23 protein-coding genes, 1 pseudogene and 1 other annotated feature are annotated in these 20,630 nt (G+C 45.4%); of the genes and pseudogenes, 1 reads left to right on the top strand and 23 read right to left on the bottom strand.

Annotated elements, in window-relative coordinates; all coding sequences use genetic code 11:
• Positions 1 to 24: 24 nt before the first annotated feature.
• The 9 genes from rplT to DL94_RS0103025 all read right to left on the bottom strand — a co-directional run bounded on the left by rplT (position 25) and on the right by DL94_RS0103025 (position 5,238).
• Positions 25 to 378 (bottom strand): 50S ribosomal protein L20, encoded by a 354-nt coding sequence (gene rplT / locus DL94_RS0103065; RefSeq protein ID WP_014424100.1) that lies wholly within the window; start codon positions 376 to 378, stop codon positions 25 to 27.
• A gap of 49 nt (positions 379 to 427) precedes the next feature.
• Entirely contained in the window at positions 428 to 628 is a 201-nt protein-coding gene (rpmI, locus tag DL94_RS0103060) for a 50S ribosomal protein L35 (protein ID WP_014424099.1), read from the bottom strand.
• Between the two features lie 31 nt (positions 629 to 659).
• Positions 660 to 1,211, bottom strand: a complete 552-nt coding sequence (gene infC / locus DL94_RS0103055) for a translation initiation factor IF-3 (protein WP_037371222.1) — start codon at positions 1,209 to 1,211, stop codon at positions 660 to 662.
• 38 nt (positions 1,212 to 1,249) lie between these two features.
• Positions 1,250 to 1,351, bottom strand: a sequence feature (ribosomal protein L20 leader region).
• 75 nt (positions 1,352 to 1,426) lie between these two features.
• Complete coding sequence (locus DL94_RS0103050; RefSeq protein ID WP_028128884.1) at positions 1,427 to 2,047, bottom strand: LysE family translocator; 621 nt, start codon at positions 2,045 to 2,047, stop codon at positions 1,427 to 1,429.
• Between the two features lie 16 nt (positions 2,048 to 2,063).
• Positions 2,064 to 2,615: a hypothetical protein gene (locus DL94_RS0103045; RefSeq protein ID WP_028128883.1), complete on the bottom strand. Its 552-nt coding sequence runs from the start codon at positions 2,613 to 2,615 to the stop codon at positions 2,064 to 2,066.
• A 129-nt stretch (positions 2,616 to 2,744) separates the two neighbouring features.
• On the bottom strand, positions 2,745 to 3,059 hold the full coding sequence (locus DL94_RS0103040) for a TIGR04076 family protein (protein ID WP_028128882.1): 315 nt from the start codon (positions 3,057 to 3,059) through the stop codon (positions 2,745 to 2,747).
• 158 nt (positions 3,060 to 3,217) lie between these two features.
• Complete coding sequence (locus tag DL94_RS0103035) at positions 3,218 to 3,493, bottom strand: DUF1294 domain-containing protein (protein WP_081798748.1); 276 nt, start codon at positions 3,491 to 3,493, stop codon at positions 3,218 to 3,220.
• A 325-nt stretch (positions 3,494 to 3,818) separates the two neighbouring features.
• The gene (locus DL94_RS14040) at positions 3,819 to 4,481 is read right to left on the bottom strand and encodes an alpha/beta hydrolase (RefSeq protein ID WP_051586269.1); all 663 of its coding nucleotides are present in this window, start codon (positions 4,479 to 4,481) and stop codon (positions 3,819 to 3,821) included.
• 13 nt (positions 4,482 to 4,494) lie between these two features.
• Positions 4,495 to 5,238, bottom strand: coding sequence for a class I SAM-dependent methyltransferase (locus DL94_RS0103025; RefSeq protein WP_028128880.1), 744 nt, complete (start codon positions 5,236 to 5,238; stop codon positions 4,495 to 4,497).
• A 353-nt stretch (positions 5,239 to 5,591) separates the two neighbouring features.
• Here DL94_RS0103025 and DL94_RS0103020 point away from each other — a divergent pair, with 353 nt between their 5' ends.
• Positions 5,592 to 5,888, top strand: coding sequence for a hypothetical protein (locus tag DL94_RS0103020; protein ID WP_037371220.1), 297 nt, complete (start codon positions 5,592 to 5,594; stop codon positions 5,886 to 5,888).
• A 203-nt stretch (positions 5,889 to 6,091) separates the two neighbouring features.
• On the opposite strand, the gene DL94_RS0103015 is transcribed toward DL94_RS0103020, so the two are convergent.
• From DL94_RS0103015 to DL94_RS0102950, 14 genes and pseudogenes are all read right to left on the bottom strand, one after another.
• Positions 6,092 to 6,970: an aldose 1-epimerase family protein gene (locus tag DL94_RS0103015; RefSeq protein ID WP_037371218.1), complete on the bottom strand. Its 879-nt coding sequence runs from the start codon at positions 6,968 to 6,970 to the stop codon at positions 6,092 to 6,094.
• 229 nt (positions 6,971 to 7,199) lie between these two features.
• Positions 7,200 to 7,595 carry an FAD-dependent oxidoreductase gene (locus DL94_RS15150; protein ID WP_197020700.1) on the bottom strand — a complete coding sequence of 132 codons (396 nt, stop codon included), beginning with the start codon at positions 7,593 to 7,595 and terminating at the stop codon, positions 7,200 to 7,202.
• A gap of 351 nt (positions 7,596 to 7,946) precedes the next feature.
• Positions 7,947 to 9,611: pseudogene (locus tag DL94_RS16400) on the bottom strand (DUF3987 domain-containing protein).
• Positions 9,612 to 10,385: 774 nt separating this feature from the next.
• On the bottom strand, positions 10,386 to 10,832 hold the full coding sequence (locus DL94_RS0103000; RefSeq protein WP_028128876.1) for a sigma-70 family RNA polymerase sigma factor: 447 nt from the start codon (positions 10,830 to 10,832) through the stop codon (positions 10,386 to 10,388).
• Between the two features lie 273 nt (positions 10,833 to 11,105).
• Entirely contained in the window at positions 11,106 to 12,029 is a 924-nt protein-coding gene (locus DL94_RS0102995; RefSeq protein ID WP_028128875.1) for a DUF6339 family protein, read from the bottom strand.
• A gap of 12 nt (positions 12,030 to 12,041) precedes the next feature.
• On the bottom strand, positions 12,042 to 12,890 hold the full coding sequence (locus DL94_RS0102990; protein ID WP_028128874.1) for a hypothetical protein: 849 nt from the start codon (positions 12,888 to 12,890) through the stop codon (positions 12,042 to 12,044).
• Positions 12,877 to 14,793: a hypothetical protein gene (locus DL94_RS15135; RefSeq protein WP_051586266.1), complete on the bottom strand. Its 1,917-nt coding sequence runs from the start codon at positions 14,791 to 14,793 to the stop codon at positions 12,877 to 12,879. The genes DL94_RS0102990 and DL94_RS15135 overlap by 14 nt, the downstream gene beginning before the upstream one ends.
• A 10-nt stretch (positions 14,794 to 14,803) precedes the next feature.
• Positions 14,804 to 15,034: a hypothetical protein gene (locus DL94_RS0102980; protein WP_028128873.1), complete on the bottom strand. Its 231-nt coding sequence runs from the start codon at positions 15,032 to 15,034 to the stop codon at positions 14,804 to 14,806.
• Between the two features lie 188 nt (positions 15,035 to 15,222).
• A complete protein-coding gene (locus DL94_RS0102975) occupies positions 15,223 to 15,672 on the bottom strand; it encodes a very short patch repair endonuclease (RefSeq protein WP_028128872.1) in 450 nt (149 codons plus the stop codon).
• A gap of 2 nt (positions 15,673 to 15,674) precedes the next feature.
• The gene (locus tag DL94_RS14015; RefSeq protein ID WP_197020699.1) at positions 15,675 to 16,922 is read right to left on the bottom strand and encodes a type II restriction endonuclease; all 1,248 of its coding nucleotides are present in this window, start codon (positions 16,920 to 16,922) and stop codon (positions 15,675 to 15,677) included.
• The gene (dcm, locus tag DL94_RS0102965) at positions 16,912 to 18,042 is read right to left on the bottom strand and encodes a DNA (cytosine-5-)-methyltransferase (RefSeq protein ID WP_028128871.1); all 1,131 of its coding nucleotides are present in this window, start codon (positions 18,040 to 18,042) and stop codon (positions 16,912 to 16,914) included. Before dcm ends, DL94_RS14015 begins: the two co-directional genes overlap by 11 nt.
• Before the next feature lie 218 nt (positions 18,043 to 18,260).
• Positions 18,261 to 18,536: a hypothetical protein gene (locus DL94_RS14010; RefSeq protein ID WP_037371211.1), complete on the bottom strand. Its 276-nt coding sequence runs from the start codon at positions 18,534 to 18,536 to the stop codon at positions 18,261 to 18,263.
• 15 nt (positions 18,537 to 18,551) lie between these two features.
• Positions 18,552 to 19,919, bottom strand: coding sequence for a 23S rRNA (uracil(1939)-C(5))-methyltransferase RlmD (gene rlmD / locus DL94_RS0102955; RefSeq protein WP_028128870.1), 1,368 nt, complete (start codon positions 19,917 to 19,919; stop codon positions 18,552 to 18,554).
• A gap of 13 nt (positions 19,920 to 19,932) precedes the next feature.
• Positions 19,933 to 20,592 carry an HAD family hydrolase gene (locus DL94_RS0102950; RefSeq protein WP_028128869.1) on the bottom strand — a complete coding sequence of 220 codons (660 nt, stop codon included), beginning with the start codon at positions 20,590 to 20,592 and terminating at the stop codon, positions 19,933 to 19,935.
• Positions 20,593 to 20,630 lie beyond the last annotated feature (38 nt).

Raw genomic sequence — 20,630 nt, 5'->3', positions numbered from 1 at the left:
AGACTTCTCACTAAACCATCTTAATTAGAGGTTTTCTTTTGCCACAGCAACGAGCTGAGCGAATGCTTTCTCATCAGAGATAGCCAGGTCAGCCAGCATCTTGCGGTTTACTTCAACACCAGCTTTGGTGAGGCCGCAAACGAGACGGCTGTAGGAAATGCCGTTTACACGTGCAGCAGCGTTGATACGAGCAATCCAGAGACGACGGAAGTTGCCCTTCTTCGCACGACGGTCACGACGAGCGTAGTAGAGAGCCTTCATTACGGTCTCGTTAGCTTTCTTAAACTGTTTGCTCTTGGAACCTTTGTAACCCTTAGCGAGCTTCAGAATTTTCTTATGACGTCTATGTGCAGTCACGCCTACTTTTACTCTTGGCATGGTTTCATCCTCCTAAAAAATCAAAATAAACGAGTCAATTACGATAAAATTATGCGTACGGGAGCATTCTCTTTACGCGGCCGAAATCAGCGGCAGTAACCATAGCTGCTTTACGCAGGTTACGTTTACGCTTCGGAGACTTCTTCTCCAGAATGTGGCTCTTGAAAGCCTTGTTGCGTTTGAAGTTTTCACCGCTACCAGTCATGGTGAAGCGTTTAGCTGCTGCTCTGCGAGTCTTAATCTTTGGCATTACATTTTCCTCCTTAAATTAGCCTTTGCACTCAGGATTCCTGTGCAGGCTGTTTGGGCTTCGATGCTTTCTGCACCTTCGGTGCAACAATCATCGTCATATTTTTTCCTTCAAGTTTGGCATTGCGTTCAATGGAAACTCGGTCGCCCAGAGCTTCTGCTACACGGCCCAGGACTTCCTTGCCCAGTTCCGGATGCGAAAGCTCACGGCCGCGGAACATGATGGTCACTTTGACCTTGTTCCCTTCCTCTACAAAACGAAGTGCATTCTTCAACTTGACGTCAAAATCATGTTGTTCAATGTTGGGGCGAAGCTTAACCTCTTTGATGTTAATGACCTTCTGCTTCTTCTTCGCTTCCTTTTCGCGCTTCTGCTGCTCATAGCGGTACTTACCGAAATCCATGATACGGCAGACAGGCGGCTTGGCCTTCGGGGCAATTTCCACGAGGTCAAGATGCTGTTCTTCAGCCAGGCGCAGTGCGTCACGCGTGGCCATGATACCCAGCTGCTCACCTTCGGCGCTGGTCACACGCACTTCGCGGATGCGAATTTCCTCATTGATGCGTAAGGTTTCTCTGCTAATAGTAAAACACCTCCTGCTTAAAGTCTACGTCTCTTATCTAAACAAGAAAGAGGCGGCATAAAGCCACCTCTAAAAACTCAATGCTATAAACCCGACTGACCTAATCAGCAGGTGAGAAGCGGTGGCTTCTTCTTGTTCACGACTTTGATAGTTTAGCATAGATTTATAAGCCTGTCAAATATTTTTTCCACGTGCTCCAATATTTTCATCTGTTTTCAACCAGCCGCCAGAATTGCCCCGGCAATAGCCACCAGCACCACTCCCTGCACGACTCCCAGTATGCGGTTGAGATTACGTGTTTTGCTTATAAACGCGCGCACCCTGCCGGCACAAATGGCAATGAACGCAAAGATGACAAACGCCTGCAGGGCAAACACCGCTCCCAGCAAAGCAATTTGCAGCGCCAGCTGCTCGCTGCCCGTATCGACAAACTGCGGCAGAAATGCCAGGAAAAACAGCAGCACCTTGGGATTGAGGATATTCATCAATACCCCCCGGCGGTACAAAGCACCATAAGCCAAGGTGTCACTATTTTGGCCCAGTTCCAAATCCCCCTGCTCATGAAAGGCCTGCCAGGCCAGATATAAAAGATACCCGGCCCCGACAAACTTCAAAGCCATAAAAGCAAACGGCGAGGCCTTGATAAGGGCCGCTGCTCCCAGCATTACCAGCCCCGTATGAAAGACGATACCACTGGCCAGACCGCCGCTGAGCGCTACACCGCTTTTCGCCCCACTGGCCAGACTTTTGGCCAGCAGGTACATATTATCCGGCCCCGGTGCCAAAGTCAGCAGCACGGAGGCCGTCAAAAAGTAAATAACCGTATTTAGTTCCATATCTTTCCTTTATCAGTTATGTCTTTGGCTTGCCGGCAGCATTAACTTCCTTAAGCCCATAGACAGCCCCGGCAAAAGCTGCGCCCATAATCCTGGTTTCATTATCCGGCTGCTTGCTGAGTTCCAGCATATGTGCACGGAAAGTATCTTCCATGCTGATCATATTGATATAAATAGCCAGGCTTAGTTTATCCTGCAGGTTATCCGACGACAGGAATCCGGCCACGAGTTTGCCGCGCATCTTCGGCTTTTCCGCCGCCATCAAGGCGTTGGAAATTGCTTTGATGATGGTGTCATGAAACTTATCCGCTACTTTCCACGCCGACATGCAGGCCTTCTTGACACTGACACCATCCCTGACCAGGAAAAAGATAATCAGCGAGGTCATCGCCAATACGCCTTTATCAGCCGTGGTCCGCTTAATGCAGGACTCATAAATGCTTTCCGGTTCTTCATCCGTCCGCAGCCCGAGTTCTATCGCCTGTGAAATATCTTCAGCCCCCGGTTTAAAAAACAGCCCCGCCGCCGTCATACAGCCCCGGGCGCGCTCCATTGCATTTCTATCCATGGTAAAATCACCTCATGGAATATTTCGCCATCAACTACGCGCTTTCCTTTTTACAATTTCATCAACTGCTCTGCCATACGCCGGCCGTAGGTCACAAACAGCTCATGAAAACTCTCAATATATTATATGTCAGTCAGCCTTGTCCTCTAATGTTTCCAACAGAAAGCTCACCGGACGAAAGCCATCGTTGCAGGAAATCATCGCTGAACGCGGATTCTTCATCCAGCCATCATAAAAACCCTCTGCTCCATGCGCTAAGCCCATGACAAAAGGTGACATAGACTCCCAGGCACTTTCACATAACCCCTCTGGTCTTTGCCACCCATTGGCTATAAACACAGCGCCTTCCTCAATATCACAGGCGTGCTCGATGGGATTCTCGTACTTTTCCATCAAATCCGGATAGCAAGCCTTCCGCACCACAGTTATCCGTACCTTATTCACACCAGCACCTCCCCTTGTCAATTAAAGATAATTTTATCACAAAATAAGTAAAACGGCACGAGCTTTTAGCCCATGCCGCTTTACTATCAACCCAATCCGAGAAAAGCTGCCCCTGTTTGAAAATCTTTCCTGCAACCCTGGATATTCCTGGGCCGGCATTATAAATTTACATGCAGGTACACAATTCCTGCTATCTGCAACAGCAATATCACTGGAACACCATAGCGAAATTTAAGGTGGCGTGTCTTGTGGCGGAACAGTTGCATAGCCAGCAAAGCCCCCACGCTGCCGCCAAACACTGCAAACAACAGCAAAACTTTCTCCGGCACACGCCAGGTGTCCAGTTTGGCAAAGAGCTTATCACCGCCATAAATAACCAGCACCACGATATTGATTATGGCCAGATACCAGTAAATAACTTCATGCATTGTCATCTAAATCACCTCAACGTTTCATTTTTTACCAGCTGCGCTACTGATTATAGCTCCTGCTCTTAACCGAATGTGTATTTATACTGTCAGTCAGCTGAAACTTTGTAAATAATTACAGTATCGTGTGCATTGTTATGTCTTATAATAACACACATAGCATTAATGGTGCTGCTCTTCCCCTAATCCCCATTGAGCAGTACCATTAGCGAGCTTCCCCAGTTCGCATAATTTCATTAAGCTCTGACTGTCACTTCCCCAAGTAACAACAGTCAGGGCCTTTTTTGTATCAATAATCCTTTATATAATAAGCCCCAAAGCCTTCCACCTTCTAAGCTCCAGCCGTCCCGGCACTATGCCGCACTGCCATGCTGGAGTTCAACAGCCACGCAAAAGCTTTTGCCGTTCGAATCTCCGGCTCTTTAAAGTGTCCACCCTCATTCCATTCCAATGTACAGTGGATGTCCTGCTCCTTCAGCCATGCGTATCCATTCCGAATGCAATCGCCCACGCTGGCCATAACCGCATTTTTTGTCTTTTCCTCCCTATCGCCAAGGCTGAGGTATATGTTTGAGCATTGAATCCTACTGCCTTTCATGTAATCAACGAATCCCGGAAACCACATGGAAGGTGAGGCAGCAGCAATACCTGCAAATCTATTGGTCTGATAAGCCGCCCAAAGGGAGAACAACGCTGCCAGCGAATAGCCGCCAAGGTAATAAACCTTACTCTCATCCTGACACAAGTTCAGTATTTCGGCCAGCATTTCTCCTGCCCCGGCACCAAAATCATCACAACCGAAAACTGCAGGAGCAGTCCACGGCGATAAATCACGGTTCCAGCTTTCCACCTTGACCGCCAACAAGTGAGTTTCTTGGCCGGACAGCCTCTGAATTTCCGTCACTTCCGCCTCAATGCCTGCCATATCATGGTCATCCACTGGTTGAATAAGCGTTATGGCCGCATGAGGATTACCATATTCATAAGTAACCATCAGCCGTGTCCTCCTAGAATTTCGTGGCAAAAACACCGAACATTGGCGTTTCACCATAGAGCAGGCGTTCTTTATCATCCCAAAGTCTGTCCGTCACATCAAATTCTGTATGCACATCGCCAAAACCCATGTTACGCAACAGCTCCACATCCCAATAAGGGCGTTTTATCCCACTGAGGGGCAGCTGCAACGGGTCAAAAGGCTCGGTTATATCTGCTGCAGAATCCAAAGCATCTCCATACTGCCGCAAGCATTCTTTCCGCCGAGTTTCGGCCCGTTTGGCCATAGATTCGTCATAAAGCGGCATATTCCAATTAGCGTCGAATAGAAGGAGTCGTCCACCTGTCCGCAGTATTCGCCGGCATTCCTCATATACCTGCCACGGATTAGATAAAGTCCAGGTAACATTGCGGCTCACAATGGCATCAAAGGCAGCATGCGAAAAATCCAAATGATTGATATCCATCTGCTTTATCGTTATTTTGCTGCCTGCGCTTTCAACCAACTGCCGCGCCTGAGCCAGCATCCCCTCAGAACAATCCACCGCCGTTACCTCATACCCCATTTTAGCCAGGATAATGGAAAAGAATCCGGGACCGCAGCCCAAGTCAAGCACCTTACGGGTATGTGCAGGCATTTTTTCCTGCAAATATTTCTGCCAGGCCTCTACACGAAAACTGGCCAGTTCTTTCCGTATTATGTCGCCATAATTCTCTGCATCCTGCGACCAATATCTGGCCATGCTTTCAATATCCAATAACTTTGCCCCCCAAATGCACATTCTAAACTCAGCAAAAATTCCTGTATTCAAGCTCTAACCAACTGACTTACTCCCCCCTCTCGGCAGCCACGCAAGCCATGCTCCTCATTAGCGTTGCTGCCTCAATTTCTTCTTCCTCTTTTAACAATTCCGTGTCGATGACCAATCTCCTTCTTACTGGCAGCTGAATATTCCGCTACATCAGCCCCACATTGCTGCATAAAAAATATTTCTGACAAAAAATATTGACATTGAAAAACTAGCAGGAATATGATGTTCCTAGATAGAATAATCTATCTCATAGTAATCATACTTATTTTATTATTGGGTTAGCCCAGGAGGGTAAGAAGATGAGGAAAGTGGTTATCGCATTGATGGCGGCTTTGTTTGTCTGTGTAGGGAGCGTTAGCGAGGCCGCCGAAGTGGATCATCGCTCTTGGACGGTAGTCCATGTTTCCTACGAAGTTCAAGAAGGCGACACTCTTCAGAGTGTTGCTGAAACCTACTTACAGAAGAATACCTACGGGAAACGTGATATTAACGAATTCCGTGAGGGTATCAGGGAGCTCAATGACTGGCTCTTGACCAGGGATATGAAGAAGGGCGATGTTCTTCGCATTAACTACTGGGAAAAGGTCAGTAAGTAACGAATCGGGGCCGCTTGCAGAGATTGCAGGCGGCTCTATTATTTTGCCTCATTTAAGGCCTACCTCATTTCTTTCATAAGAAAAGCACCCTGCTACGGCATAGGTGCTTGATTGTGGCTTAGCCAACAGATTTGTTTATCAGCTTGTACAAAGAAACGTACAAAACATAACAGTTGTTGCCAGCAAGCTCTATTTTAATAACCTCAGCCTATCCTGATGGTGTAATGGAACTTCTGCGTTTCACCTGAGGCAAGTTTCAGGCTGCCTTCGCGTTCTGCAAACTCGCCATCATATCCTTCATAATCTGCATGCCCCTGCCATGGTTCCAAGCAAAGAAATGGGGCCCCACCTTGCGCCGGAGTCCAGAATCCCCAGAAGGGATAATCCTTGGCCTCCATCGAAACCTTCTTGTCACTCTTATGCGAGCAGATTGACACGACATCTGACTTCAGTCCCTTATAAGCTAAAGCGTCTCCTGCAAACATCTTGTAATTTAAGTCTAACTGCTGCCCCTGCAAGTGTGTCTCACCGTGCGCTTTGAGGAACTGTCCTTTGCTGTTAAGCGGCATATTGAGGTTATCTTCTTCCTGATTGAATTTCAGATAGTAATCACTGAATTCTTCCCCCTGCACCAAGGGACAACGAAAAGCTGTATGGGCGCCTATGGAATAGACCATTTCCTTGTCATCCAAATTCTGCACCTTCCAGATTACTTCAACCGTTTTATCCTTCAAGGCATACGCCACATTCAACTGAAACTTCCACGGATAGCTGGCCAGAGATTCTTCTGACCACTTCAGTGCAAATTCTATATAGTCCTGGCGGCGCTCTACCAGCTGATACTCAGAGATACGCCCAAATCCATGGCCAGGCAGTTCAAATTCTTTGCCGTTCACACGATACTTTCCATCCTGCAATTTACCGACAATGGGAAAAAGCACTGGAGAACTATACTTCCACCACTGCGGATTGCCATCCCACAGATACTCCGTTTCATCTGCACGTTCCTTAATGGAACGTAATTCGGCACCATAACTGCGCACCTGCACACATAATTTGTCATTTTCCAAACTATACAGCATGATTTTTCACCTCCATATTATAGTATCATATATGCAGGTTACGTGCAGCCTACAAGATGACAAAAAATGCTACTAATTCGTTTACCATAAACATGTTTTATATAGGGTTTGTAACGTGTATTGATATCGACAGCAAGCCCCAGGCTATGCTTTTCCAAAAGTCACAGCGAGATAAACTATGCTTAAACATATAGGGACCTCCGCTTACTTAGCCTATCGCCTTTTTCATTTATTTGCTTACATAACTGCGTTTTTCAGCAGGTATATCTTCCCATTTAATTTCATTTACGGGAATGTTGCGGGAAAGCCCCCAAGCTGCCGCAATGCCGGCTGCCTCTCCCATGCTCATGCAGGTGGGCTGTATACGGAAGGAGGCCTGGGCAGTAAAACTGCCGCTGGCGCAGCGTCCTGCCACCAGCAGGTTGGACATCTCATTGGTCACCAGGGCACGATAGGGGATTTCGTAATACTGTCCCTTTTTCAGCTTCTTAAATACATCCAGCTTCACATCATGAATATCTATGGGATATGCCGTTCGACAGACGGCATCGGGAAAATGACGTGCCTTCAAATAATCATCAGCTTCCAGGTAGTACTTCCCACGAATCCGCCAAGACTCGCGCACGCCTACCATGCTGGCTTCGCGGCTGATATAGGCTTTTTAAAAGCCGGGAATATTCCGCTTGAAATAAGCTGCCAAACGGCGCATCATCTTTCGCCCATAAGATACTGCCTTACTGCGTGAAACAGCATCTGTAGCTGAAAACATCAATGCAGGCATTTCCGGACAGTTCATGGACTGGTGTATGGCTTACCTGGTATGGAAAAGGCCTGAATATATATAAATATCTTTTTCATGCTGTAGTTATAGACTTAGGGACATTCGGGACAAAGGACAAAAAGGACATAATTCCATTTTTTGCCGTATTTACTGGCTTTCACGCTTCATCAGCGAACGGGACAAAATAGGACATAATCATTTTCTGTCCAAGGCACCTGTGTTCACCAGATAGACAGGCAATGGATTCCTTCCGCTGCCCGTCTGCCGTTCCGGTTTCTTCTCAGCCAGGTACCCATAATCGGCAAGCTGGTCTATCACAGGCTGCACTTCTTCCGCTGTCTTGAACGTCCTGCACAGCCGCATAATGTCCCTCCGGCTGACTTCCGTAAGCCCTGCCCTCTGGATTGCAGACAGGACATATTTGCAGTTCTGTATCCTTTCATCCGCCCCCAGGAGTGAAAATGCCGCTTTCGCATGTTCGATGAAATACCTTCCGATGCGGATGGCATCAGCCATAACCGTGCCGCTTATGATGAGCGGTTCGCTGACATCAAGGAAGTCACGGGTAACAGGCGTTCCAGCCCTGCACAGGAGTGCTGCGATCCGAGCAGTGTTTCCCACTATTTTCCCGGCCCAGTGGCCTATATCGGCATACTCAGCCTTCAGCTTCGGCTCCAGTTCCTCCGAAAAGGCTTCAAGCATTTTGTCCGCTTCCGGTGACAGCGTGATGGCTTCCGGCTGCATATCCGGCTAATCTGCATGGATATTCCTGATGTAGCGCTCATACTTACGGTACGTTTCCTCCGGTATCGGCTCAGAGCGGTATTTCCTCTTTCCGACATATGACTCCGGGATGCAGTAAAGGAACCCTGCGGTCAACCCTCTGCCTCTGAAATTCCCATTCTCCATTACCCCGGCAAGGACGCTGGGCTGTGCCATCAGCATGACGGTAAGCACGGGGGTATAGATGACCTCGCTCTCCCGGCCTATCCTGTCCACACGGATCGGGTACCCGGAGTACCCTTTAAGGAAGACATCGATATTCACATACCTTGTGTACATCCCCTTCAGAAGGTCGAAGATGCCGCCCTCCGGGGAGAAGATGGCTGCCCTGCCGCCGTTCTCGGAGATCATGCTGACGAGCTTCTCCGTGGTCACATCGTCCCCGTAATAGCGAAGGGGCTTCCGCTCCCGGAAAGCTGACAGTTCCTCTGACGCCCTTCGGACATCCTCCATTTCCGCCTTGCCCTTCGCAGCCTGATCTTCCAGCGCCTTCAGCCTCCTTTCCAGGATGCTCTTCTGCGACTTGCTGAAATCGATCTCCGCCGCATGCTCCCTGTTCCATTCCTTCTCATACTCGTTCATCGGCTTCCCCATTGCGGAGCAGACAGCCGACTTACGCTCAGAAGGGGGCATGAACACAGCGATGAAGGTATTCACCGGGTCCGTCCAGTCTGGCTTCGGCCTGACCACATATTTCCCCTGCATCCCGATGGAGATGACAGACAGGGCAGCGCATGCAGCCACATCCACAGGCGTCTGGGTGCTTTCCGCGACAGCAAGGACATAGTCCCTGATATCCTCCGGCAGTGCATCGACCGGGAAAGACGGTACAGTCATCTCCTCAAGCGGTATCGGCTCTTCACAGGCCTTCTGGGCATCGTTCAGGGCTTCAAAATCCTCATCCGCTGACGAGGTTTCCGGCGGCATATAGAAATCTGCTGTCCCGTTCACGGCCTTGCTGAGTGTATGCTCCCGGTAATCGGCCCGTTCCCATTTCGCCCGGTACAGGCCGCTGCCGCGGTAGATCCTGTCCATCTGATCCGCGTCCCCGCCGCACCAGAATGCCAGCATCGTCATGAAAGCAAGTTCCGCCTCGCTCTGTGATGGGTAGCCGCTGATATCCCCGTTATAGAGGTCAGCGAACTTTTTACCGTTCACAGCCGCTGCCGCCTTCTCCGTCACTTCCTCATCCGTCAGGAAGCTTCCGGGAGCATCTGCGCGGCCCTCTGTCTGCTGCGGTTCCGGCCTCCGCATATAAGCCTCAAGGATTTCCGGCAGAACGTCCGTTATATCCCGCATGGGATAATCCCTGACTGCATTGCCGGTCACCGTGACGAAACGGCTTTTCCCGCCAGGTGCATATACCTCAAGCCCCAGCTTCCGGTTGTTGATGTAATACCGCTCCCTGTCATAGGTGAAGCCGCTTACCTTCCCTATGATGCGGATGCCTTCGCCGGAAGGGCTTATCTCCATATAACTCCGCACCTTCTCCACGATCCCCGCTGCCAGATCCGTGAGGCTTCCATCCACGATGCTGTGGTCGATGTCTATGGCTGCAAGGTCATCCCTGACAGCGATGCCTATACCATCGTAGTTACCGGCCTTCTTCAGGATCTCTTCAAACCCGCAGAAGTCGGAAGGGTTACTGATATCGGCATTCCTTCCAGTGACGGTCTTCGGTACCTTGGTCTTCCTGCCGTCACGCTGTTCATACTTCCATCCGCAGAAACCGGCATGGGCCTTCAGTTCCTGCGGTAATCTCTCATACATTGGTTTTTCCTCCTTCCCTGCAGATTTGAGAGAGGCCGCTCACTATACGGAGAAAAACAGGCCGTTTTGTACAGTGTGGTTTCAGAATTCATCCCTGTATTTCTCAAGTTTTTTCCTTACCTGCAAAAGGGAATCCCTGACAGCGTTCACATTTGTACCTTCTGCTTCCGCAATCTGCCGCAGCGTCATGCCCTCCGCCTTCATGGTCAGCCTTTGGAACTGCGTATCCGTGAGGCATGACAGCATGTCATCCAGATGCTCTTTCTCTTCCTTCCGGATCAGGATGTCTTCCGGTGTTTCATGAACTGCATAATCCTCGCCTTCATACTCCAGGGCATCAATATGGTAAGGCGTGTGGTATCGCTCTCTGCGGTCTGCATTCGCAATCTCCCGGTCATTCATGAGAATAAATTCTGCAGTCTCCGGTGTGACTTCCACAAGTACCACGGAACCGTCAGCCAGCTTATAAGGTATATAAATATCCGTTCCTTTCCGCCCGAAGACGACCGAGGGCCGGAACGTACACATGGAAAAGAGCCTGATTACGAATAAAAGGCACAGTTATCCAAGGGTACTGATATCTTTCCTCCGCTGATGTGGAGAATGAGGTATCTGTATCCCGGCCCTTATACGTAATCAGGCTCTTGTTATTTTCGGAGGCGGTGTGGCCTCCTATCTGACAGCCACGGGAAGGAGCGAAATATGACGTTTTTTGAAAACAAAATAACAAAGCCCTTAACCGCTTCCGATTAGGGCTTTGTTATTATAGGTATTTATGATTCTATCAGTTGCATTATCTGGTTACTTAATATCAGTAATCCTGTATTTTTTCTTTCCCAATTCCATTTCGTTTCCCACAGTCAGTCTATAGAGGTTATCTGGCTTGGTTTTAAATAATGATTTACCCCTATATGCTTTCCCATTTCGAACAATAATGACCAGACTGATGTCAGAATCTACCGCCTGTAGATATACTTTACTTCCATTCTTTATCTGCTTAATTTCTAGGACTCGTTCCAAGGTACTCTTGCACAAATCATCAAGTACATCCATCGGCAAAGCATCAAGTACTTTTACTCCGCCTCGTTTGCATATGCCCTCGAAAAATAGTCTTTTTTGACGTTCAGTGAGATCTCCTGCATTTTTTAGTGTTTTAAGACATGAGTGTAAGATGTTTTTATTTCTACATAAAGATCTGCCGTCAACCTGATTAATTAGATCTTGATATCCAATCAAAAACCGAGTGTACTCATACGGATCTTCCAGTGATTCGTCATAAGTCGATTCCGCAATCCAATATAACCGAGATATGCCGTTTCTAAACAACCCGCGGCTTACAAAATATCTGTCTGTAACAGTTCCATTCGTTCCTCTGTCATTTAAGGTATTTTCAACATTCCACCTGCTTCGCATGTACCCATAGAATTCATTATGTGTTAACTGAACCCATAGCCTGCGATCCATTGCCTGGACAGGATAAATGCGGTTTTTGAAAGCCTCATATAACCGAACGGCATTTTCAGCATCATTTTTGGAATCAGCTCCATATATCAGTTCTATGTCTGGTATGTCAATTTCGGACATAAAACTAGGAACCTTTATCTCATGCTTGACGAAAAAGTCGTTTATCCAAGGGGATTCCTGATCCGCATACAGTTCAATATTTTCCGGAATACTTCGGGATAAGACATCGAGTGCTTCTTGCCGTAAAAATTGCAAATTCATTCTTATCCTCCTTTATGCCAGTGTTTCCAAGGCTTTTAATGCAATCCCAGAATTATTTTCTAAAAGAATATGCGCCGTCCTTGTTGGATAATCATAAAGATTATCCAGAGGCTCATTAAGTTTCTGAGAAAGCTTGTTTAGTTCCTGTTCGAGCGTAATAAACCAAGGGCGATGCGCCATATCGCCTTCTGGTTCAGTTGTTTGCATTGTACTAATAGCCTCAACCAAAGCAGGAACAACAAAAATAGAATGAAGTAAAGGATACTTTGATTTTTCATTTTTAAAGCCCTTATACTTTGTTACCTGCTCTGTGGGGAGGACAACCTTTATTTGCGGGCTGTCCAAAATTATTCTCATATACTTTTCTTCATCACTGCCAGAAATACTTACTATAGAAGCAGCATCATGAATAATATCTTTGTCATACAATGCACGAAACTGTCTTTCAGATCCAATTGCAAAGATGGATCCGCGACCTAATCTGTAATGATTTTCCTTGTAGTCTTCCTCAAAATCCTCATTCCAGTATGAATCTATATCCTGCAGCACAACCATAAAAGCTGTATAGTTTACTTGATAATGAACATCTTTCGCCGCTATATTAATAATCGGATTATCATTATCAATATAAAACATTTTTCTGAGCAAGGTAGAACGGCAGGTGACAAACACTGCGTATGAAAGAATTCCTCCCTCAATCATTTGAGCAATATTCTCATTATTTACAGAAAAATTCGTTATAAGCTTATACCCTGTAGCTGTGTTTTCCACATGAATCTGATCTGAAAACACTGTATTTGCAAAATCAACAGCCATTGGCCTCAATACTGGATAGGGATAGCTTACATCAGCTCTTAACATATGCTTTAACCTCCAATGCACATTCTTCGCTTTCAGCAATCACTATCTCAAGGGCTGTTTTTTCATTCCTTTTCACATTCGGGACATGTATAAACCCGTCCTTGATTTGAAGTCTTTTCCCCTTGGAAGACGCACTTGTGGCACTCGATTCAAATGTTGTTGAATCATCTCCGCTAACATTAATTTTAAGAAGTAGATCATCCGCATCTGTTGGAGAGATAAACGATACTTTATACGCTTTTTTTTCATCCAGATATGGTGTCCTAACTTTCTGAAGCCTTATCTGTTTCGCAACCACCTTTCCCTTTGGATGATTGTTACGATGATTGTTAGGATGCTTAATCTTCCTATCGGGATCAGGGTCCGGGTCTGGTTTTCCTCTGCCGTTAACTATAATCTCCCTAGCAGGACGTTCTTTAGACCCTTCTTTAGTCTCGACCGGGAGCGGGACAAAATTAAACACTGCAGCTTCCTCTATCTTGCTATCACCGGAACCTGTAACATCTGGAAGTATTTTATTTAATCCAAAAGCGTCTATAGGGGTCCCATCATCTTTTGGCATTTGGTCTACTACAGTACTTCTTATCCAAGTGTGTAATGACTCTATTACCTTTTTCGCTTCGCCCACTATCTCCGGCTTTTTAATGTCTTCTAACTCCCATGAATTATGGGCCGGGCTTTCCATTTCACGTAAAAACTTGCTGATATTGTTTTTGTAGTCTTCAGTCTCTTTTCCCGCACCAGTCGCAATTAGAACCCCATTGAAGGGAGGTAGTCGCTTAAAATTATCAACAATTCGTATCTTCATGCCAGAATTACGCATCTGTAATACAAATCGGCCTTCAACATCCTCACCCATTAAAATATAAAGAAGAACCTCTCCTTTTTTTCTGAAATCATGATCTGAGACAAAAACAGTTCTTGGATCATTTAAAACTCTCCAGAAAATCGGAGCAGTAAATTCAAAGCATCTATATTCCTCGTATCTTTTCGCCTTTTCCTCATATTCTGTTATTACGGTGTCCAAAGTATCGCTATTTATTTCAATCTGTTCGTTGCCTTCCTTAATAACGATTTCAAGCTTATCCTTCCAGATAGCATAGAAGAAGTTTTCCAAGGCACTAAAAACAGCTTGATCTTTCCAATCATCTGAACGATCAAAACCTAAAATATATAAATCCGTTCCCGGTTCATCACGTCTAAATGCAGCTGGGACATCCTGAGGATTATCTATAGGAAGAATTCTTCTCCCGTCTTCACTAACATATCCAAAAAGACTGGTTCCCTGTTTACGATCTCCGTCTTCTTCAAATGTTGAAAGCAAAGCTCTACCTTGAAATAGATATTTACCATCGCTTGTTTTCGAAGAGTATAAAACCGTGTTTACTGGTGATAATAAATACGGGGCAAATTTTCCGAAGCCAAAAGACCCTCCTCGATCCTCATTTCCATCATACGTAATCCCTTCATTATTCATCAGAGATTCATAATTCATAGATGAAAGGCCCTTGGTTTTATAATCACTGATTTTCAAAACAGGTACTTTTGTTGATGCCTTCAGATATTTTTGGTTTGCTTTTTCAAGTATCTCTATGTCATCCATTTTAACCTTGGGTTTCCCCTTCATATATGAATAACATTTTTCTATGACAGAACTAAGACGATCCACTCCTGGAATATCTTCACGATCCAGTAATAAATACTCGAATGTCATACGTACTGGTATTTCTGTGGGTAATTCTGGATTTTTTTGATCTTGCCCATTTTGAGTTGTTTCTCGAATGACATTTTTAAAGTGGCCTCCACGAAACATCTTTGTACCAGTAATGGCAGGCCCTTTATCTGGTGCGGAACGGCCTTCATCAGAGAAATCCCAATAATACTTATCTTGCCATATAAACATTTTTTACTCCTTAATCCTTAAAGGAAAACTTTCTCTTCTCTTTGATTTCACTTTTATCAAACTTTTTACGGGTATCTGTCATAGCCTCTTCAATTGCCTTAAACATTTGATCCACATCTTTTTTAGAGTACTCATAAGCTCCCGTATTGGAAAGATTGCCCAGAAGCTGCAGCGTGTCTATGATTTTATTAGTTCTTCCTTCTGCCAATCTCACAAATTTTTCTCTTTTCGTCTCACTCATCTTGAGCTCCTTTCAGAATATGTCCGTTATATTTTGATTTCCTGTTAATAACTATACCACCGCATCCGGTTTACGTCAAGATATGTGTATAATATTTTTAAATTATTATAAACATTCTTCGTATATTACAAAAGGACGTCATTGTTATAGACGTCCTTTTGTAATAATGATTGATATATTATTTTCGCTTAGATCTCGAGATGTTGATCATCGTTCGACAAAAACAGCTCTATTTTGCTTAACATTTCACATCTGTCGTCAACATTCTTTGACATTTTCTTTATTGTGCATTCCCAAATTATAAGCTGCTTTATTTCCTGCTCTTCAAGCAGCTTTTTCACCTCATCGTCACGTCTGATATTGCTTTCAAACTTCTTGAGCCAGAACTCTATATTGCTTTTGGGCGTGTAAGCATATTTACAGTTATTATGACGATGCCAGAAACATCCATTCACAAAAATAGCTGTATTATATTTGCTTAGATATAAATCCGGGTGTCCAGGGATATATTTCACATGAAGCCTATATCGATATCCTTTCGCAAATAACCACTGTCGTATCAGCTGCTCAGGCTTGGTATTTTGGCCTCTGATGGCCGACATGTTTTTGCTTCTCTCTGCAATGCTTATTTTATCCATCACTATTTAAGCATGGAAGCATAGGCTGTCAACCTTTGGTTCAATCTTACTTCATGCAAGAAATCTTCAACAGAAAACAGCCAAGCCTGCTGCTTCTCTGTATATGTCTTATGAATTGACTGCGGAATAACCAGTTGAAGTTTTTTGTCAGCCATCTCATCTGTCTGAAAAGTACTGATTGCCGCCTCAAGGGTCAATAGATGCTTTTTTTCTATTCTGTCTGCCTCGGCCAGAACTTGCCGCCATCTATCCTTACAAGTACTCTTGGCACCAAGCATCATCAATCTGCTGGCAGGAAATTCATTATTTCGATAGCACACAATGTCAGGGAAAAGGAAATCTGGCTTAGATCTGTTCTCCGTAACTGGAGTGTGTGAATATGCTATCCCATTTGCATCCAGCAATGCGCAGATATGATTTTCTAATGAAAGGCCGGCCCTGCTTTTTCTTCGATTTTGAACTGATAGCGAGAATTTAACAAAGCCATCAACATCTACATCCTCGCCATCATAAAATCCTTCCTTTAGTCTTTCGCGAATGGTATGTTGTTCTAAAAGGAAGAACAGTTTCTCTTCCATATCAAACCACTTAGTCAGCGTTCGATCCGGATCACTTATTGGATCAACATCTGAGACAAGAGACCGCGCATACTTAGAAAATACTTCGGTCTTTGGAAAAGTCCCTCCAAACCTTTCAAGAAGCTGAGAGAGAAGCCCTTGGTTGTCGGGTTCAATATATTCAATTCCAATCTGAGTCAGTATAGTTCGAGCAACAAATTCTAGCTGTCCGCTGTCTGTCTGAAGATCCGCATTCTGAGTAAATTTGCCAGTATCATTCGATTCAATATCAAATAACCAGTATAACTGTCTCGTAATCGTGGCATCTTTACATGATATAATGCATAAAATTGTTTCATCCTGCTTTACACATATAAAAAGCGAATCTCCAACGGATGCTGCTTCAGAAACTGTAGTAGAAGGATAATACAGTCGGTACTCTGTCCTCGTAGGATGATTTCTTCTTGCATCGTACCATGTCAAAAAATCACTTGCACCAAAGCTTTGCTCATCATCGATATAAAGAAAATCCGCTTTGAATTTCCGATCGTCAAGCCCAAAAATTTCCTTCATCTTTGATGCCGCATTGAATTCATGTTGATTACTGGTTTTTGGTGTGGTTTCTACAGCAGACAGCTTTTTTGCAATAATACCCTTAAAGTACTGTTTCAAGTATCCGCTTTCAAGACTCACAGCTTTCACCATCCATTTCATCGAGTTTCGAAACAATAAGACCTGCAACATCTGTCATTAAAGGAACTACAACCGAATTTCCAAATTGTTTATATGCTTGGGTATCGGATACAACAATTTTAAAACTATCAGGAAAACCCTGAAGTCTTGCACATTCTCTGGGAGTCAATCTTCTGGGATTACCACCTTCCTGTGCAATAAGAATTTCTGATCCATCCTTGTAGTATCTTGCACTTAAAGTTCTGGCAATACCATTTGGATCTGCTATACCATAGCCAAATCCGTTCCCAGCAGCTCTATGTTTTTCAGCGTAGTTTTGAAGATAAATCCATAACTTGTCCGAGAGGGTATATCTAGAGTCAGGTGTTTCTTCAAGGATGTCTTTCATCAATGGTTTGGGTTCTGCAGGTGTTATATCAAACTTAAAATCAAAATCATTTCCATATCGTTTCCGGTCAAAGCCAACTATCAGGATTCTTTCTCTATGCTGCGGCACATAATTCTGACCATCAAGTATTGCATGGAAAACCTCATAATCAAGTTCATCTAAAGACTCCATTATGACTTTGAACGTGTTGCCTTTATCATGGCTTTTCAGGTTCTTTACATTTTCAAGCATAAACGCCTTAGGCCGTTTTGCCTTAATGATACGGCATACATCAAAAAAGAGTGTTCCTTGTGTTTTATCTTCAAAACCTGTTGCACGCCCCAAACTCTGTTTCTTGGATACACCGGCTATACTAAATGGTTGACAGGGAAATCCCGCTACCAGAATATCGTGATCTGGAATTATCCTCGCATCGACTTTTGTTATATCACCGTCCGGTTGCTCTCCAAAATTAGCAAAATATGTCTGTTGGCAGTATTTATTCCATTCATTTGAATAAACACAGTCGCCACCTTGGCGTTCAAATGCGATTCGCATTCCTCCGATTCCGGCAAATAAGTCTATAAATGTAAACCTTGCCTCTTTGCTTTCCGCCGCCTGCATTTGATTACTTAACATCTGCATTATAGAACTTGAAATAACGTCCTGAACAGACTGGCCTGATGTATCTGTATATTCAGAAAGAGCCTCAAACAGAGAATCCTCTAATCGAATATGAATTTGTTTAGCCATTCCTCTCACCTCTGGGGATTATTTGGTATATAACCAGCCCCCATTCTAGCACTACAAACCATTTTAGTCAAGGATTCTGGGATTTATCAGGTATGTGTTTTTTCCCTTCGATTAATAAAAAGAACTGCCCTACAAAAGGGAGCAGTTCTTTATAAAAAAACACTTTCAGAATAAATGTAGGTTCAACGTATTTGCGATTTCTTTAGCCAACGCCTAAATCAGATCAAACCAAAATGCTTGAAGGCCTCCATGATTGCCTTTTCCTTCTCAGGCAGGCAGACAGGAACCTTTCCCTCACCTGATCCCGGGTTATAGTTCTTCCGCTTCTCCAGCCCGACCTTGTCCTTTACCTGGGCGATATACAGTGTGGATACATTGAAGCCGTACTTATCGAAAATCCACTGTTTGATGTTCTTATAGGTCGGCTTTGTCGGAGGAACATATCTGCCCTGATCAAGTGCGATACCATCCAAATCAACCTTAATGGATACCATTTCATCGTCAGATATCTACTCCCTAACGAGTAGGACGCACGTCTCGACGTGCGAAGTACACGGGAACATATCAACAGGCTGTACTTTTACAGCTTTGTAGCCTAATTCATCAAGAATAGCAATATCCCTGGCCAGGCTGGCGGGGTTGCAGGATACGTAGACAATGCGTTCCGGCTGCATACTGGCGAAGGTTTCCAGGACAGTCGGCGTACAGCCGGCGCGCGGCGGGTCTACGACTACTACATCCGCCCGGACGCCCTGCTTATAGAGACGTGGCATAACCTTGGTAGCATCGCCTACGATAAACTCAGCATTGCGCACATTGTTATCGCGGGCGTTTTTCTGCGCGTCAAGAATAGCCGGTTTAACGATTTCTATGCCGATAACGCTATGGGCTTTCTGCGCGAGGAACAGGGTGATTGTCCCCGTACCGCAGTAAGCGTCAATAACGGTTTCCTGACCGGTCAGATTAGCATATTCCAGGGCTTTGTTGTAGAGAACCTCTGCCTGACTGGTATTGACCTGGAAGAAGGAACGCGGGGAAATATGGAAATTCAGGCGGCCAATGCTGTCCTGAATGGTCGGCCGTCCCCAGAGAAGTTTGGTATCACGCCCCATGATAACGTTGTTGTGATAGGTCTGGATATTCTGGTGAACGCTGACCACCTTGGGCAGCTTGCTCCGCAGCATTTTGACAAATTCCTTTTCCTTGGGCATGGTCTTGGTGGCGGTAACGATGACAACCATAATATCGCCATTCTTGCCCACGCGCCCTACCACATGACGCAGGACGCCGGTATGTTTATCCTCGTTATAGACGGGAATATTCAGCTTGGTGACAATTTCCCGTACGGCGTTGACGACTTCGTTGTTGCCTTCCTTTTGGATATGACAGTCAGTGGTGTCAATGATGGCATGACTCCCCTGGGCAAAACAGCCGATAATGGTCTTGCCCTTTTCCCTACCGATGGGAAACTGCATTTTATTGCGATAATTCCACGGCGTAGCAGCGCCAATGGTGGGTTCAACATACAAGTCCGGCTGTTTGCCGATACGCGTCACCGCGTCGATAACCTGCTGACGCTTGGCTTTTAATTGCGCCATATAGTCTAAATGCTGCAACTGACAGCCGCCGCATTTATCATAAATGCCGCAAACCGGCTCCACTCTGTCCGCACTTTGCTTGATGATTTTTTTGACATGCCCCTTGGCATAGGTCTTTTTCACTTCATCAATGACGGTTTCCACCGTTTCGCCCGGCAGGGCATAGGGCACAAATACCGTAAACTCTTCATAGCGTCCTACGCCTTCACCGCTGGTGCCCAGCGTATTGATTACGATTTCATAAGCTTTTCCTTTTTCGACGGGAACTTTTTTGCTCATAACTTCCTCTTTCTTAAAACTCTACCTTGCTGAATAATTCCATGGGGGTATCTAAGAGTATCTTCGCCCCATGCTCCACTAATTCCTCTTTTGGGCGGAATCCCCAGGTTACACCAACAGAAAGCATTCCGGCATTCTTTGCCGTATCCATATCCACGCTGGTATCACCAAAATAGGCAACTTCTTCCGGCTTTACGCCCATCTTCTCGGCAATCAGCAAAACCTTTTGCGGATCAGGCTTGCGCGGCAGGTCCTTACAGTCACCAATCACTGACACAAACATATCCTGCGGAAACAGCTTTGCCACAATGATATCCGCAGCCGACTGATGCTTATTGGTGCAGATGCCCAAGGGGATATTCTTGGCCTGCAAAGTCTGCAGCATGTCCATTATGCCGGCATAGCAAGCGGTCTTATGGGTAAGATTGCGGTCATAGCACACTTTATATTTCGCCAATGCCTCATCCACAAAGGCCGAATCTGCGGCTTTATCAGCAGGCAGGCAGCGCTCAATCAGTTTACGGGAACCATTGCCGACAAAATAGCGGTATTTGTCGAGACCATGAGTCGGATAGCCGTAGCCTGTGAGCATTTCATTGGCACTGTCGGCCAGGTCGGCCAAAGAGTCAATCAATGTGCCGTCCAAATCAAAGATGGCTGCTTTGTATTGCATGATTTCTCCTTTCAAAAAAGAAAATAAACCTTCCCCTC

This window comes from Selenomonas sp. AE3005, from assembly GCF_000686945.1.
Lineage (GTDB): Bacteria > Bacillota > Negativicutes > Selenomonadales > Selenomonadaceae > Selenomonas_A.
This window is presented reverse-complemented; position numbering and strand designations above follow the sequence as displayed.